A 14,647-nucleotide genomic window follows, 5' to 3' on the forward strand; every position below is an offset into this window, starting at 1 on the left:
TTCTGTCTTTTTCTTTCATTTAAGCGACATACCCGGGTTTTGCCCCCAGCAGCCAGCTTTTCAAGCGATCAACCGGCGCTCTACACTGTACCGGTACAGTTGCCAGGCCGCTGCCGGGGGATATCCCAGATATCTGATCCGGTTCTGCAGCTCACAAGGCCGCTAGAACTATAAAAAATACAACAGTAAGAGTGGAGCACTATGAATAAGGCTACTAAGCAGATTTCCAAACTGTTTGCCGCTATGGTCCTGGCCGGGGTTGCCAGCCATTCGTTCGCAGCTGACACCATCAAGATCGGTATTGCCGGCCCTAAAACCGGCCCTGTGACCCAGTACGGCGACATGCAGTTCATGGGTGCCAAACAGGCCATCGCCGACATCAACGCCAAGGGCGGCGTCGATGGCAAAATGCTCGAAGCCAAAGAATACGACGACGCTTGCGATCCTAAACAAGCCGTGGCCGTCGCCAACAAAGTGGTCAACGACGGCGTCAAGTTCGTGGTCGGTCACCTTTGCTCCAGCTCCACTCAGCCAGCATCCGACATCTACGAAGACGAAGGCGTGATCATGATCACCCCGGCGGCCACCAGCCCGGAAATCACCTCCCGTGGCTACAAGCTGATCTTCCGCACCATCGGCCTGGACAGCGCCCAGGGCCCGGCTGCCGGCAACTACATCGCCGACCACGTGAAGCCAAAAGTGGTTGCCGTCGTTCACGACAAGCAGCAATACGGTGAAGGCATCGCTACCGCCGTTAAGCAGACCCTCGAGAAGAAAGGCGTGAAAGTCGCCGTCTTTGAAGGCATCAACGCTGGCGATAAAGACTTCAGCTCGCTGATTCAGAAACTCAAGCAAGCCAACGTCGACTTCGTCTACTACGGCGGCTACCACCCTGAGCTGGGCCTGATCCTGCGCCAAGCCAAGGAAAAAGGCCTGGACGCCAAGTTCATGGGCCCAGAAGGCGTCGGCAACGACTCCATCTCGCAAATCGCCCAAGGCGCTTCCGAAGGCCTGCTGGTTACCCTGCCGAAGTCTTTCGACACCGATCCTGCCAACAAGGCAATCGTTGAAGAGTTCGCCAAGAACAAGCAGGACCCAACCGGTCCGTTCGTGTTCCCGGCCTACTCGGCTGTTGAAGTGATCGCCGGCGGTATCACTGCCGCGAAGAGCGAAGACACCGCCAAAGTGGCTGCTGCCATCCACGCCGGTAACTTCAAGACCCCAACCGGCGACCTGAGCTTCGACGCCAAGGGCGACCTGAAGGACTTCAAGTTCGTGGTCTACGAATGGCACTTCGGCAAACCAAAAACCGAAGTTTCCCCTCAGTAAGCCAGGCGTTTCTGGTCAACAAGCCCACTGTGCAAGCAGTGGGCTTTGTTTTACGAGGTTTATGGGCCTGTCACCCGCGATCCGGGCGCTGGCTCACCTGAAAATCTTAAAACCGTCACCAGCGGTTCGCTGGCAAACGCTTTGTGCAACCTCTGTCACAGAACAGGGCACCGAGCCGGAAATGACTCCACCAGTGAAATGCGTATCGGGTTTTTAGGAGCGCTGTAATGCCTGAGATCTATCATTTTTTCCAAACGCTGGTTAACGGCATGACCGTTGGCAGCACCTATGCCTTGATAGCCATTGGCTACACAATGGTTTACGGCATCATTGGAATGATTAACTTCGCCCATGGCGAGGTGTACATGATTGGTTCCTACGTGGCCTTCATCGCCCTTGCCGGGCTGGCCATGCTGGGTATCCATTCCCTGCCGCTGTTGATGACCGCTGCGTTCCTGGCGTCCATCGTCGTAACCAGTGCCTATGGCTACAGTATCGAACGCGTTGCGTACCGCCCCTTGCGTGGCAGCAACCGCTTGATCCCGCTGATCTCTGCGATCGGCATGTCGATTTTCCTGCAGAACACCGTACTGCTGTCCCAGGATTCCAAGGACAAATCCATTCCCAACCTGATCCCGGGGAACTTCTCCTTCGGCCCAGGTGGCGCACAAGAAGTGCTGATTTCCTACATGCAGGTCCTGGTCTTCGTCGTCACCCTGGTGGCGATGCTCGGCCTGACCCTGTTCATCTCCCGCTCCCGTCTGGGACGCGCCTGCCGGGCCTGCGCCGAAGACATCAAGATGGCCAACCTGTTGGGCATCAACACCAACAACATCATCGCCCTGACCTTCGTCATCGGTGCCGCACTGGCCGCTGTCGCCGCCGTGTTGTTGAGCATGCAGTACGGCGTGATCAACCCCAACGCCGGTTTCCTGGTGGGCCTCAAGGCCTTCACTGCGGCGGTATTGGGCGGCATCGGCAGCATTCCGGGCGCGATGCTCGGCGGGCTGGTGCTGGGTGTGGCTGAAGCCTTTGGCGCTGATGTGTTCGGCGACCAGTACAAGGACGTGGTGGCATTCGGTCTATTGGTTCTGGTGCTGTTGTTCCGGCCGACCGGCATTCTGGGCCGTCCGGAGGTTGAGAAAGTATGAGCAGATATCTTAAATCGGCGTTTTTCAGCGCCTTGCTGGTCTGGGCCGTGGCCTTTCCGGTACTCGGGCTCAAGTTGAGCATTGTCGGGATCAACCTTGAAGTGCATGGCACCGGTCCGGTGACATTGACCATCATTGCCTTGTGCTCGGTGTTGATGTTCCTGCGCGTGCTGTTTACCCAGCAGGTCGGTGCCCTGTTCAAAGGCAACCGTGGCCCACTGGTGTCGCCCAAGGTCAGCCAGTTCCTGACCCTGCCGCGCACCCAGCGCTACATCATCACCGGCCTGATCGTGGCCGCGTTGATCTGGCCGTTCTTCGGTTCCCGTGGCGCGGTGGATATCGCCACCCTGATCCTGATCTACGTGTTGCTGGGCCTGGGCCTGAACATCGTGGTGGGCCTGGCCGGCTTGCTCGACCTGGGTTATGTGGGTTTCTACGCCGTGGGTGCCTATACCTACGCGCTGCTCTCGCATTACCTGGGCTGGGGCTTCTGGATCTGCCTGCCGCTGGCCGGCATGGCGGCGGCCACATTTGGCTTCCTGCTGGGCTTCCCGGTACTGCGCTTGCGTGGTGACTATTTGGCGATCGTGACCCTGGGCTTCGGCGAAATCATCCGTCTGTTCCTGCGTAACCTCACCGATATCACCGGCGGCCCCAACGGCATCAGCAGCATCCCCAAGCCGACGTTCTTCGGGCTGTCGTTCGACCGCACCGCGGCCGAAGGCATGCAGACCTTCCATGAGTACTTCGGGATCGACTACAACCCGGTGAGCAAAGTGGTGTTCCTGTACCTGGTGGCGTTGTTGCTGGCGCTGGCGGCCTTGTTCGTGATCAACCGTTTGCTGCGCATGCCGATCGGACGCGCGTGGGAAGCGCTGCGCGAAGATGAAATCGCCTGCCGTGCGTTGGGCATGAACCCGACAATCATCAAACTTTCGGCCTTCACCCTCGGGGCAACCTTCGCCGGTTTCGCCGGCAGCTTCTTTGCCGCTCGCCAGGGTTTGGTGACCCCGGAGTCGTTCACCTTCATCGAGTCGGCGATCATCCTCGCCATCGTGGTACTGGGTGGCATGGGCTCGCAGCTGGGCGTGATTCTCGCGGCGATCGTGATGATCCTGCTGCCGGAAATGATGCGTGAGTTCAGCGAATACCGCATGTTGATGTTCGGCGCCATGATGGTACTGATGATGATCTGGCGCCCTCAAGGCCTGCTGCCCATGCAACGTCCACACATGGAGCTGCGCAAATGAGCCGCGAGATCCTGAAAGTCGAAAACTTGAGCATGCGCTTCGGCGGTTTGCTGGCGGTCAACGGCGTGGCCCTGACCGTGCAAGAGAAACAGGTTGTAGCCCTGATCGGCCCCAACGGCGCCGGCAAGACCACGGTGTTCAACTGCCTGACCGGTTTCTACAAGCCGGCGGGCGGCACCATCCTGCTGGACGGCCAGCCGATCCAGGGCCTGGCCGGCCACGAGATTGCCCGCAAGGGCGTGGTGCGGACCTTCCAGAACGTGCGGTTGTTCAAGGACATGACGGCGGTCGAGAACCTGTTGATCGCCCAGCATCGTCACCTGAACACCAACTTCTTTGCAGGCCTGTTCAAGACCCCGTCGTTCCGCAAAAGCGAGCGCGAGGCCATGGAGTACGCCGAGTACTGGCTGGACAAGGTCAACCTCACCGAGTTTGCCAACCGCCCTGCCGGCACCCTGGCCTACGGTCAGCAACGTCGCCTGGAAATCGCTCGCTGCATGATGACCCGCCCGCGGATCCTCATGCTCGACGAACCGGCCGCCGGCTTGAACCCAAGGGAAACCGAAGACCTCAAGGCGCTGATCAGTGTGCTGCGTGAAGAAAACAACGCCACCGTGTTGCTGATCGAACACGACATGAAACTGGTCATGAGCATCTCCGACCATATCGTCGTGATCAACCAGGGCACGCCACTGGCCGACGGTACGCCGGAGCAGATCCGCGACAACCCGGCCGTGATCAAAGCCTATTTGGGGGAAGCGTAAAATGCTGCAATTCGAAAACGTTTCCACTTTCTACGGCAAGATCCAGGCGCTGCACAGCGTTAACGTGGAAGTTCGCCAGGGCGAGATCGTCACCCTGATCGGCGCCAACGGTGCCGGCAAATCCACCCTGTTGATGACCCTGTGCGGTTCGCCCCAGGCCCACAGCGGCAGCATCCGCTACATGGGTGAAGAGTTGGTGGGCCAGGCGTCCTCTGAAATCATGCGCAAGAGCATCGCGGTGGTTCCGGAAGGTCGTCGGGTGTTTGCGCGCCTGACCGTGGAAGAGAACCTCGCCATGGGCGGGTTCTTCACCGACAAGGGCGATTACCAGGAGCAGATGGACAAGGTGCTGCACCTGTTCCCGCGGCTCAAGGAACGCTTCAGCCAGCGGGGCGGCACCATGTCGGGCGGTGAACAGCAAATGCTCGCCATCGGCCGCGCGCTGATGAGCAAGCCCAAGCTGCTGCTGCTGGACGAACCCTCACTGGGCCTCGCGCCGATCATCATCCAGCAGATCTTCGACATCATCGAACAGCTGCGCAAAGACGGTGTAACGGTGTTCCTGGTGGAGCAGAACGCCAACCAGGCCCTGAAGATCGCCGACCGCGCCTATGTGCTGGAAAACGGCCGGGTGGTGATGCAGGGCAGCGGCGAGCAACTGCTGACCGATCCGAAAGTGCGTGAGGCTTATTTGGGCGGTTGATGCCGTCTGGAAGTAAAAGCCGGCCTCTGTGGGAGCTGGCTTGCCTGCGATAGCATCGCCTCGGTGGAACTGAAACACCGAGGCGTCAGCATCGCAGGCAAGCCAGCTCCCACACTTGTTTGGCGAAACCTGAAATTATTTTCGCCAGGTTTGTAACGAATCCCTCCTCCCTATCTCTAGTGGTGTAAGCAGGCAACTAAGCTTGCCAACTCAACCCACTGCTGGAGATACACCATGACTACCAAAACCCGTTCGCTGTCCGCCGCTACCCTCATCCTGGCCCTGGGTTCGGCCCTGAGCCTGTCCGCCCTGACCACCACCGCCCACGCTGCCGATGACATGCAAAAATGCTTCGGTGTGGCCGAAGCCGGCAAGAACGATTGCGCTGCAGGCGCTGGCACCTCTTGCGCGGGCACCTCGAAGGTCAAGGATCAAGCCAACGCCTGGAAATTGGTCCCGGCCGGCACCTGCCTTAAAACCCCAAGCGCCACCTCGCCAAGCGGTTTTGGCCAGGAAGCGGCCTTCACCGCCAAGTCCTGAAACCCTGCGCAGCCTGAGTACTGACGATGACGCTTTCATGCACCCACTCCATCTCCCAGGCTCAGGCGCCTGGCCTCCCCCGTCGGGCCGGGCTGGGGCTCAAGAACGAGCACTTCAGTGAAGTGCTCAAGACTTCCCCCGACATCGGTTTTTTCGAAGTCCACGCCGAAAACTATATGGTGGCCGGCGGGCCTTTCCATCACTACCTGGGTTTGATCCGCGAACAGTACCCGCTGTCGCTGCACGGTGTGGGCCTGTCGATCGGCGGCGAAGGTCCGCTGAACGATGACCACTTGGCGCGCCTTGCGAGGCTGATCGAACGCTATCAACCCCACTCCTTTTCCGAACACCTGGCCTGGTCCAGCCACGGCCCGGTGTTTCTCAATGATTTGCTGCCACTGGCGTATGACGATGAAACCCTCACGCGGGTGTGCGAACACGTGGACCAGGTGCAAACCCGACTGCAACGGCCAATGCTGCTGGAGAACCCCTCGACCTACCTGCAGTTCCAGTGCTCCACCCTGCAAGAGACCGACTTCATCAGCGAAGTGATCCGCCGCACCGGCTGCGGGCTGCTGCTGGACGTCAACAATGTGTATGTGTCGTGCATCAACCACCAGCAAGACCCGCTGAAGTACATCGATGCCTTGCCGCTGCACGCGGTGGGCGAGATTCATCTGGCAGGGTTTGCCGAAGACACTGACAGCCTTGGTGATCGTTTGCTGATTGATGATCACGGCGCGCCGATCGACAACGCGGTATGGCAGCTTTACCAGCACGTGCTTGCGCGCACTGGGCCAGTCGCCACACTGATCGAGCGTGACAACCAGGTGCCGGCCTTCAGCGTGCTGCACGCCGAAGCGCGCCAGGCCGAACGCTTCCTGCTGGAGGCGCGCCCATGAGCCGTCATGACGTATTCGCCAATGCCCTGCTGTCACCCGATGAGAGCTGCCCACAAGGCTTGTTCAGCTACAACGGTGCCGATCCCGCCAGCCGTTTTGCGGTGTATCGCAACAATGTTCACAGCTCGCTGATTAACGCCTTGGCAGCCGGCTACCCGGTCACGTTGCAATTGGTAGGCGATGAGTTTTTTCGCGCAATGGCCGGCGTGTATGTTCAGGGTTTCCCGCCGACCAGTGCGCTGATCAATGAGTACGGCGGCGACCTGGCCGACTTTATCCAGGGCTTTGCCCCCGCCGCCAGCGTGCCCTACCTGGCTGACGTGGCACGCCTGGAGCGGCTGCGGGTCAGGGCCTATCACGCCGCAGACGCGGTGGCACTGGATCAACAGGACGTCATCGCCGCCCTGCAACACCAATCAGACGTAAGCGATCTGCGCCTGCAACTGCATCCGTCCCTCGCCACCCTGAACTCGTCCTACGCCGTGGTGGGATTATGGGCCGCGCATCAGACAGCCGAATCCCTCGCTACCCTCGACCCTTTCCATGCCCAAAGCGCGCTGATATTACGCAGCGGCCTGGACGTGAAGGTGTTCCACATCGACAGCGGCTCAGTGGCGTTTATCAACAGCCTGCAAAACGGCTGGCCGCTGGAAATGGCCGTGGCCTATGCCCTTGATGCGGCCGCCGAATTTGACCTGCACCAATGCCTGGCGCTGCTGATTGGCCACGGCGCCATCACCCACTTGCACACAGAACAAAAGGTATCGCCATGAACGCCACCGCTCCCGGCCTGATCCAACGGATCATTCAGCTCTTCGAGAAAATCCCCTACGGCCTGATCGCCTTCGTCGCACGCTTCTCGATTGCGGCAGTGTTCTGGAAATCCGGCCAGACCAAGGTCGAAGGCTTCGCCGTGGACCTGATCGGCGGCACCTTCCAACTGGGCTGGCCACACTTGGCGCCGTCCACACTGCCGCTGTTTCGCAGTGAATACCACGTGCCACTGCTGTCAGCGGAAGTGGCCGCGCACATGGCTGCGTTCGCCGAGCACTTTTTCCCGGTGCTGATTCTGGTGGGGTTTGCCACACGGTTCTCGGCGTTGGCGTTGCTGGGCATGACCCTGACCATTCAGCTGTTCGTGTACCCGGACGCCTACCCGACCCACGGCACGTGGATCGCGCTGCTGTTGCTGTTGATGGCCAAGGGACCGGGCTGCTTCTCCATCGATCACCTGATTGCACGGCGCTACCGCTAAAGGCGATCCAGGGCCTCGCCGCTGCGCTTGAACCAGCCCACGAGATAATCCGCCAATACCTGGGTGCGGCGCGGCAGGCCGCCCTGGTACGGATGCACCAGGTACATCGGCATGCTGCGGGTCTGATAATCACGCAGGAGCCAGCGCAGGCGACCGTCAGCCAATTCCGCGTGTAGTACGTAGGATGGCAAACGTGCGATGCCCGCGCCCACCAGCGCAGCCTTCTTCAACAAGTTGTAGTGGTTGGAGGCAAAGGTGCCGGAGACGCGAACCCGTAATAGCTCATGTTGCTGGTGATACAGCCACTCTTCACGACCGCTGTAGTGGCTGTTCAGCAGGCAGTTGTGGCCCACCAGTTCAGCCGGCGCCAGCGGCTCGCCGTGTTGTTCCAGATAAGCCGGGCTGGCGCAGGTCATTTCGTGCCATGCGAGCAACGGCTTGGCCACCAGGCGCTCGTCGTTGGCGACTTCCGAGCGCACCGCCAGGTCAAAGCCGTCCCGCGCCAGGTCTCGATACTGGTTGTTGAGTTCCAGTTCGATCTGCACCTGCGGGTACTCCCTGGAAAATTCCAGCAACAAACCATCGAAGAAGGTTTCTCCCAAAGAAACCGGAACCGTCATACGCACAGGGCCGACCAAATCGTCCTTGAGCCGGGCCAACGCCTGACGCGCCCGCTCCACCTGAACCACCAACGCCTGCGCCTGAGGCAACAGCGCTGCACCCGCCGCCGTCAGGCTCAGGCGGCGAGTGGTCCGGTGCAGCAACACCACCGAAAACTGTGCTTCCAACTGGCTGATGCGCTTGGACAACTGCCCCTTGCTGCAACCCAATTGCTGGGCGGCCAGGGTAAAGCTGCCGGCTTCGATGAGCACCGCAAACGCCGCCAGGTCATCCATTTCGCTCATGGATTGTTTCCATTTGAGAACCAAAGGTTGCCTATTAGTGCGCTTATCCGCGCAAAAAATCACTCTAGACTGAAACCTCACCTACACATCTGGAGGAAGGCACGATGAAAATCCTGTTGATTGGCGCAAGCGGTACCGTGGGCTCGGCGGTCAAGGCAGAGCTGTCCCAACGGCATGAAGTGATCAGCATTGGCCGCAAGAGCGGCGACTTCCAGGTCGATATCAGCGACAGCGCCTCGATCCACAAACTGTTTGAGCAGACCGGCACATTTGACGCACTGGTCTGCGCTGCCGGCAGCGTCAACTTCGTGGCCCTGGGTGACATGAGCGCAGCCGACTTCGACCTGGGCCTGCAAGACAAGCTGATGGGCCAGGTCAACCTGCTGCTGATCGGTCGTGAGTTCGCCAATGACGGTGCATCGTTCACCTTCACCAGCGGCATTCTCAACCGCGACCCGATTCGCACCGGCGCCTCGGCGGCCCTGGTCAACGGCGCGCTGGACGCGTTCGTGAAGGCCGCGGCGATCGAGTTGCCGCGCGGCCTGCGCATCAACTCGGTCAGCCCGACCGTATTGCTGGAAGCCATGGGCAGCTACGCACCGTACTTTCGCGGGTACAAACCGGCTCCGGGTGCAGAAGTGGCATTGGCCTACGCGAAAAGCGTGGAAGGCTTGCAGACGGGGCAGACGTTTATCGTAGGCTAGACATACCCTGCTTGATGGTACGAGCCAGCGTGTTGTGGCGAGGGGGCTTTTCCCCTCACCACAGTCAATTCAACCTGTGTGCCGGGCTTGTGATGCACCGCCAGCCTGCGTAACGTGGCGGCACTTATCAGGAGACCCGATAATGCGTGCCGCCCGTACCCTAGCTTTGTTCGCCCTGTTGCCCCTGTTTACCGCCTGCCAGATGTTCGATAGCGAGCCGGCCAAGCCCTCTCTCGCAGGGCTCACCCGCATGCAGGGTGAGCTGACGGCGCAGGGTGACAAACTGCTGTTCCAGCCCTGCAACGACAAACGCAACTACGTGGTCAACGACACCGGTGGCACCAGTATCCTGCAGGAAGCCGCCTCCCTGGCTGGCCAGCAAGGTGCGCTGTTTGCCGATTTGCGTGGCAAGTTCTCCGGCGTCGCCAGCGGCACCCAGGGCACGGTGGACCTGCAACAGGTGTATCGCGTCGAGCGCTCTACCTCGGCCTGCGATGACCCGGACTTCAAACGCATGATCTTGCGGGCCAACGGCCACAAGCCGGCCTGGGCGATGAACGTCACCGCCAAGGGCATGGTGCTGGAACGCGAGGGCCAGCCACCATTGGCCGTGCCGTATGTGGAAGAGCAATCGGGCGACGGACGGTTCAACCTGATGACCGAAGCCAATAACCAGCACATCGAATTGTGGGTAGCCCCGCAACGCTGTGTCGACAGCGCCAGCGGCAGCCTGCAGCACATGTCGGCCGAGTTGCGGGTCAATGGCCAGGTGCAGCGCGGTTGCGCGTCGTTCGGCGGCTCGCGGGACGACTGATTGCCCCCCTGCGCTGTTTTAGCATGACGGGAAACCGCTGTTGGGGCTTATAATCGCCGGTTTGCAAAACAGCCGGCCTCTTTGCCCGCCGCCTACCGGATTCCTGTCATGTTACGAATCACCGAACTCAAGCTGCCCATCGACCATCCCGAAGAAGACCTGCGGCCTGCCATCGTGCAGCGCCTGGGCATCGCCAGTGATGACCTGCTCGATTTCACCCTGTTCAAACGCAGCTACGACGCTCGCAAAAAGTCGTCGGAGCTGTGCTTCATCTACACCGTCGACCTGCAAGTCAAAGGCGAGGCAGCGCTGCTGCTCAAATTCGCCGACGACCGCAACGTCAACCCGGCACCGGACATCAGCTACAAGGTCGTGGGCCACGCGCCGGAAGGCCTGACCGAGCGGCCAATCGTCGTCGGGTTTGGCCCGTGCGGGATCTTCGCCGGGCTGCTGCTGGCACAGATGGGTTTCAAGCCGATCATCCTCGAACGCGGCCGCGAAGTGCGCCAGCGCACCAAGGACACCTGGGGCCTGTGGCGCAAAAATGTGCTGAACCCCGAATCCAACGTGCAATTTGGTGAAGGCGGCGCCGGGACCTTCTCTGACGGCAAGCTCTACAGCCAGATCAAAGACCCGAAATTCCACGGTCGCAAAGTGCTGCACGAGTTCGTCAAGGCCGGCGCGCCGGACGAAATTCTCTACGTCAGCAAGCCGCACATCGGTACGTTCCGCTTGACTGGCGTGGTGGAAAACATGCGCCAGCAGATCATCGCCCTGGGCGGTGAAGTGCGCTTTGAGCAACGGGTCACCGACGTGCTGATCGAAGACGGCCAGTTGAATGGCGTGGTGGTGGATGGCGGCGAGCAGATCCTGTCCAAACACGTAATCCTGGCCCTCGGCCACAGCGCCCGCGACACTTTCCGTATGTTGCATGGCCGTGGCGTGTACATGGAAGCCAAGCCGTTCTCGGTGGGTTTCCGCATCGAACACCCGCAATCGCTGATCGACGCCGCGCGCCTGGGCAAATACGCCGGGCACCCGAAACTCGGGGCGGCCGACTACAAGCTGGTGCACCACGCCAAGAACGGCCGTTCGGTGTACAGCTTCTGCATGTGCCCGGGCGGCACTGTGGTAGCGGCGACATCAGAGCCGAACCGCGTAGTGACCAATGGCATGAGCCAATACTCGCGTAACGAGCGCAACGCCAACTCCGGGATCGTGGTGGGTATCACCCCGGACGTTGATTACCCGGGTGGCCCACTGGCCGGCATCGAGTTGCAGGAGCGCCTGGAATCCCACGCGTTCATCCTCGGCGGCAGCAACTACGAAGCACCGGCGCAGTTGGTGGGTGATTTCATCGCCGGCAAGCCGTCCACCGCCACCGGCACTGTGGAACCGTCCTACAAACCCGGTGTGGCCTGGGGTGACCTGGCCCTGGCATTGCCGGACTTTGCCATCGAAGCCATCCGCGAAGCGCTGCCGGCGTTCGAGAAGCAGATCAAAGGCTACTCGCTGCACGACGCGGTGCTGACCGGGATCGAGACCCGCACTTCATCACCGCTGCGGATTACCCGTAACGAATCGATGCAGAGTCTCAACGTGAAAGGTCTGTTCCCGGCGGGCGAAGGTGCCGGTTATGCCGGCGGGATCTTGTCGGCGGGCGTCGACGGGATTCGGATTGCCGAAGCGCTGGCGCGGGACATGTTGGGTATCGAGGCCTGACCTAAAACCTTGTAGGAGCCGGCTTGCCGGCGATGGCATCCTCAAGATCGCCATCGCCGGCAAGCCGGCTCCTACAGTGGGTGTTTCAGATATTGGCGCGCAACACGCTGTCCGGCAGCGCCTCTCCCCGCTCGACACTCGCCGCAACGGCCGCAATCAAGCCGTCCAGCTCATACCCCTGCCCCGCCAGCCAGGCCGGATCGTAATAGGTCGTGGCATAGCGCTCACCACCGTCGCACAAGATCGCCACGATCGAGCCCGACTCCCCCGCCGCTTTCATCTGCTGCGCCGCTACCAACGCGCCAATCAGGTTGGTGCCGCTGGAACCGCCCACTCGCCGCCCCAAACGCTGGGCCAGGTAATGCATGGCCGCCAGGGACAGTGCATCCGGCACCTTGACCATCGCATCAATCACCTTGGGCAAGAACGACGCCTCAACCCGGGGCCGGCCAATACCCTCGATGCGCGAACCACAGTCCAGGCGCAGGCTGGCGTCGCCACTCAGGTAATAGTCGAAAAACACCGAACGCTCCGCGTCCGCGCACAACACCCGGGTGCAGTGCTGGCGATAACGCACATACCGTCCCAACGTCGCCGTGGTGCCGCCCGTGCCGGGACTGGAAATCAACCAGCTCGGTTCCGGGTAACGCTCAAAGCGCAGTTGCTGGAAGATCGATTCGGCAATGTTGTTGTTGGCGCGCCAGTCGGTGGCGCGTTCGGCGTAAGTGAACTGGTCCATGAAATGGCCACCGCTTTCCCGGGCCAGACGCTCGGATTCGGCGTAGATCTGCGTCGGGTCCTGTACCAGATGACTCTTGCCACCGTAGAAGGCGATCTGCGCAATTTTTTCCTGAGAAGTGGTGGCCGGCATCACCGCAATAAACGCCAAGCCCAGCAGCCGGGCGAAGTACGCCTCGGAAATCGCCGTGGAGCCACTGGATGCCTCGATCACCGGCGCACCGGGCTTGAGCCAGCCATTACACAACGCATAGAGGAACAACGAACGCGCCAACCGGTGTTTCAGGCTGCCGGTGGGATGGCTGGACTCGTCCTTGAAATACAGTTCGATGCCTGGCAAACCCGGTAACGGCAAGGGGATCAGATGGGTGTCGGCGCTGCGCTGGAAGTCCGCTTCAATAATACGGATGGCTTCGCGGGCCCATTGGCGGTTGTCGCTCATGATCGGTTTCTCTAAGGATTTCAGACTTGATCTTAGGATGTTTCCTACACTCCACACAGATACAGTCATGACTCAATTGGACACACAATTTTCCGGGTTTTGCGCGCAACTGATCGGACCGATTCCTTATAACAAATAAGAATATAACTTTTGTTTTAACAACTAACGGTACGGGTTAGGGTACCCACCTATTGAACCTTGATTGGAGAGCATCCCTTGCCTCTGCGTAGCACTTTCACCCGTTTCTTCCAGCTGGAAGCTGCCAGCGGTCTGCTGCTGATCGCTGCCGCCGCCTTGGCGCTGATCATCAACAACTCACCGTTGTCGCACTTGTACGCGAGCTTTCTCGACGTCCCGGTGGTCGCACAAATTGGCGCGCTGAAAATCGCCAAGCCAGCGCTGCTGTGGATCAATGATGGCCTTATGGCTCTGTTCTTCCTGCTGATCGGCCTTGAGGTCAAACGCGAGTTGCTCGATGGCCAACTGTCCAAGCCCTCGCAAGTGGTACTACCCGGCGCGGCAGCCATCGGCGGCATGGTGGTACCGGCGCTGATCTACTGGGCGCTGAACAAGGACAACCCGGCCGCCCTCGGTGGCTGGGCGATCCCCATGGCTACCGACATTGCCTTCGCACTGGGTGTACTGGCCCTGCTGGGCAAACGCGTGCCGGTGTCGCTGAAGTTGTTCCTGATGACATTGGCCATCATCGACGACCTTGGCGCGATCATCGTCATTGCCCTGTTCTACTCCGCCGACCTGTCTGGCGCTTCATTGGCCGGTGCAGCGGCATGCCTGATCGCCTTGATTGCGATGAACCGGCTGGGCGTGGTCAAGCTGGGTCCGTACATGATTGTGGGGCTGATCCTGTGGGTATGCGTGCTCAAGAGTGGTGTGCACGCGACCCTGGCGGGCGTGACGTTGGCATTCTGCATTCCCTTGCGCACCAAAAACGCCGAGCCTTCGCCGCTGCTGACCCTGGAACACGCGCTGCACCCTTGGGTGGCCTACGCGATCCTGCCGCTGTTTGCCTTCGCCAATGCCGGCGTCTCGCTGACGGGCGTCAACCTGGAGAGCTTCACCCACCACGTGCCGATGGGCATCGCCGCCGGCCTGCTCCTGGGCAAGACCGTTGGCGTACTGGGTTTCACCTGGGTCATGGTCAAAACCGGCCTTGCCGCGCTGCCCGCCGGCGCCAACTGGGGCCAGGTGCTGGGCGTGGCAATCCTGTGCGGCATCGGCTTCACCATGAGCCTGTTTGTCGGCTCCTTGGCGTTTTTGCCAGGCAGCAGTGATTACGCGGGCATGGACCGGATGGGCATCCTGACCGGCTCGATATTGGCGGCGTTGATCGGGTATGCGGTGACGGCGATCGCCAGCCGCAAGCAGGCACTCGTTCAGGCGTAATCGCTTCTGGAGCCGGCGTGCCGG

General features: G+C 60.6%; 15 protein-coding genes. 13 read left to right on the plus strand and 2 right to left on the minus strand.

Going from position 1 to position 14,647, the window contains the following annotated elements:
* Positions 1 to 201: 201 nt before the first annotated feature.
* The 9 genes from ACZRN6_RS09960 to ACZRN6_RS10000 all read left to right on the plus strand — a co-directional run bounded on the left by ACZRN6_RS09960 (position 202) and on the right by ACZRN6_RS10000 (position 7,894).
* The gene (locus ACZRN6_RS09960; protein WP_322143643.1) at positions 202 to 1,329 is read left to right on the plus strand and encodes a branched-chain amino acid ABC transporter substrate-binding protein; all 1,128 of its coding nucleotides are present in this window, start codon (positions 202 to 204) and stop codon (positions 1,327 to 1,329) included.
* A gap of 227 nt (positions 1,330 to 1,556) precedes the next feature.
* Complete coding sequence (livH, locus tag ACZRN6_RS09965) at positions 1,557 to 2,480, plus strand: high-affinity branched-chain amino acid ABC transporter permease LivH (protein ID WP_322143642.1); 924 nt, start codon at positions 1,557 to 1,559, stop codon at positions 2,478 to 2,480.
* Complete coding sequence (locus ACZRN6_RS09970) at positions 2,477 to 3,730, plus strand: high-affinity branched-chain amino acid ABC transporter permease LivM (RefSeq protein WP_464007860.1); 1,254 nt, start codon at positions 2,477 to 2,479, stop codon at positions 3,728 to 3,730. Before livH ends, ACZRN6_RS09970 begins: the two co-directional genes overlap by 4 nt.
* Positions 3,727 to 4,494, plus strand: coding sequence for a high-affinity branched-chain amino acid ABC transporter ATP-binding protein LivG (livG, locus tag ACZRN6_RS09975; RefSeq protein ID WP_322143640.1), 768 nt, complete (start codon positions 3,727 to 3,729; stop codon positions 4,492 to 4,494). Before ACZRN6_RS09970 ends, livG begins: the two co-directional genes overlap by 4 nt.
* A gap of 1 nt (position 4,495) precedes the next feature.
* Positions 4,496 to 5,197, plus strand: coding sequence for an ABC transporter ATP-binding protein (locus ACZRN6_RS09980; RefSeq protein WP_003211664.1), 702 nt, complete (start codon positions 4,496 to 4,498; stop codon positions 5,195 to 5,197).
* Between the two features lie 234 nt (positions 5,198 to 5,431).
* Entirely contained in the window at positions 5,432 to 5,737 is a 306-nt protein-coding gene (locus tag ACZRN6_RS09985) for a BufA1 family periplasmic bufferin-type metallophore (RefSeq protein WP_322143639.1), read from the plus strand.
* Between the two features lie 26 nt (positions 5,738 to 5,763).
* Complete coding sequence (gene bufB, locus ACZRN6_RS09990; RefSeq protein ID WP_464007861.1) at positions 5,764 to 6,639, plus strand: MNIO family bufferin maturase; 876 nt, start codon at positions 5,764 to 5,766, stop codon at positions 6,637 to 6,639.
* The gene (locus ACZRN6_RS09995) at positions 6,636 to 7,412 is read left to right on the plus strand and encodes an HvfC/BufC N-terminal domain-containing protein (protein WP_464007862.1); all 777 of its coding nucleotides are present in this window, start codon (positions 6,636 to 6,638) and stop codon (positions 7,410 to 7,412) included. Before bufB ends, ACZRN6_RS09995 begins: the two co-directional genes overlap by 4 nt.
* A complete protein-coding gene (locus ACZRN6_RS10000) occupies positions 7,409 to 7,894 on the plus strand; it encodes a DoxX family protein (RefSeq protein ID WP_322143636.1) in 486 nt (161 codons plus the stop codon). Before ACZRN6_RS09995 ends, ACZRN6_RS10000 begins: the two co-directional genes overlap by 4 nt.
* On the opposite strand, the gene ACZRN6_RS10005 is transcribed toward ACZRN6_RS10000, so the two are convergent.
* Positions 7,891 to 8,799 (minus strand): LysR family transcriptional regulator, encoded by a 909-nt coding sequence (locus tag ACZRN6_RS10005; RefSeq protein WP_169387264.1) that lies wholly within the window; start codon positions 8,797 to 8,799, stop codon positions 7,891 to 7,893. The two genes, ACZRN6_RS10000 and ACZRN6_RS10005, sit on opposite strands and share 4 nt — an antisense overlap.
* A gap of 104 nt (positions 8,800 to 8,903) precedes the next feature.
* Between ACZRN6_RS10005 and ACZRN6_RS10010 the strand changes: the two genes are divergently transcribed.
* From ACZRN6_RS10010 to ACZRN6_RS10020, 3 genes are all read left to right on the plus strand, one after another.
* Positions 8,904 to 9,503, plus strand: coding sequence for a short chain dehydrogenase (locus ACZRN6_RS10010; RefSeq protein ID WP_464007863.1), 600 nt, complete (start codon positions 8,904 to 8,906; stop codon positions 9,501 to 9,503).
* A 142-nt stretch (positions 9,504 to 9,645) separates the two neighbouring features.
* On the plus strand, positions 9,646 to 10,317 hold the full coding sequence (locus ACZRN6_RS10015; RefSeq protein WP_322143634.1) for a COG3650 family protein: 672 nt from the start codon (positions 9,646 to 9,648) through the stop codon (positions 10,315 to 10,317).
* A 108-nt stretch (positions 10,318 to 10,425) separates the two neighbouring features.
* Positions 10,426 to 12,039: an NAD(P)/FAD-dependent oxidoreductase gene (locus tag ACZRN6_RS10020; protein ID WP_464007864.1), complete on the plus strand. Its 1,614-nt coding sequence runs from the start codon at positions 10,426 to 10,428 to the stop codon at positions 12,037 to 12,039.
* Positions 12,040 to 12,124: 85 nt separating this feature from the next.
* Here ACZRN6_RS10020 and ACZRN6_RS10025 read toward each other — a convergent pair whose 3' ends face one another.
* On the minus strand, positions 12,125 to 13,222 hold the full coding sequence (locus ACZRN6_RS10025) for a PLP-dependent cysteine synthase family protein (RefSeq protein WP_322148627.1): 1,098 nt from the start codon (positions 13,220 to 13,222) through the stop codon (positions 12,125 to 12,127).
* A gap of 213 nt (positions 13,223 to 13,435) precedes the next feature.
* On the opposite strand from ACZRN6_RS10025, the gene nhaA reads away from it, so the two are divergent.
* Positions 13,436 to 14,623, plus strand: a complete 1,188-nt coding sequence (gene nhaA, locus ACZRN6_RS10030; protein ID WP_322143632.1) for a Na+/H+ antiporter NhaA — start codon at positions 13,436 to 13,438, stop codon at positions 14,621 to 14,623.
* Positions 14,624 to 14,647 lie beyond the last annotated feature (24 nt).

The sequence above is a fragment of the Pseudomonas sp. A125 genome (assembly GCF_055409485.1).

Bases quoted from the DNA above. Each gene is read 5' to 3' on its own strand.
- livG (WP_322143640.1), top strand. From the start codon at position 3,727: ATGAGCCGCGAGATCCTGAAAGTCGAAAACTTGAGCATGCGCTTCGGC.
- ACZRN6_RS09970 (WP_464007860.1), top strand. From the start codon at position 2,477: ATGAGCAGATATCTTAAATCGGCGTTTTTCAGCGCCTTGCTGGTCTGG.
- ACZRN6_RS09985 (WP_322143639.1), top strand. From the start codon at position 5,432: ATGACTACCAAAACCCGTTCGCTGTCCGCCGCTACCCTCATCCTGGCC.
- bufB (WP_464007861.1), top strand. From the start codon at position 5,764: ATGACGCTTTCATGCACCCACTCCATCTCCCAGGCTCAGGCGCCTGGC.
- ACZRN6_RS10015 (WP_322143634.1), top strand. From the start codon at position 9,646: ATGCGTGCCGCCCGTACCCTAGCTTTGTTCGCCCTGTTGCCCCTGTTT.
- ACZRN6_RS10000 (WP_322143636.1), top strand. From the start codon at position 7,409: ATGAACGCCACCGCTCCCGGCCTGATCCAACGGATCATTCAGCTCTTC.
- livH (WP_322143642.1), top strand. From the start codon at position 1,557: ATGCCTGAGATCTATCATTTTTTCCAAACGCTGGTTAACGGCATGACC.
- ACZRN6_RS09980 (WP_003211664.1), top strand. From the start codon at position 4,496: ATGCTGCAATTCGAAAACGTTTCCACTTTCTACGGCAAGATCCAGGCG.
- ACZRN6_RS10010 (WP_464007863.1), top strand. From the start codon at position 8,904: ATGAAAATCCTGTTGATTGGCGCAAGCGGTACCGTGGGCTCGGCGGTC.
- ACZRN6_RS09960 (WP_322143643.1), top strand. From the start codon at position 202: ATGAATAAGGCTACTAAGCAGATTTCCAAACTGTTTGCCGCTATGGTC.
- ACZRN6_RS09995 (WP_464007862.1), top strand. From the start codon at position 6,636: ATGAGCCGTCATGACGTATTCGCCAATGCCCTGCTGTCACCCGATGAG.
- ACZRN6_RS10005 (WP_169387264.1), bottom strand. From the start codon at position 8,799: ATGAGCGAAATGGATGACCTGGCGGCGTTTGCGGTGCTCATCGAAGCC.
- ACZRN6_RS10020 (WP_464007864.1), top strand. From the start codon at position 10,426: ATGTTACGAATCACCGAACTCAAGCTGCCCATCGACCATCCCGAAGAA.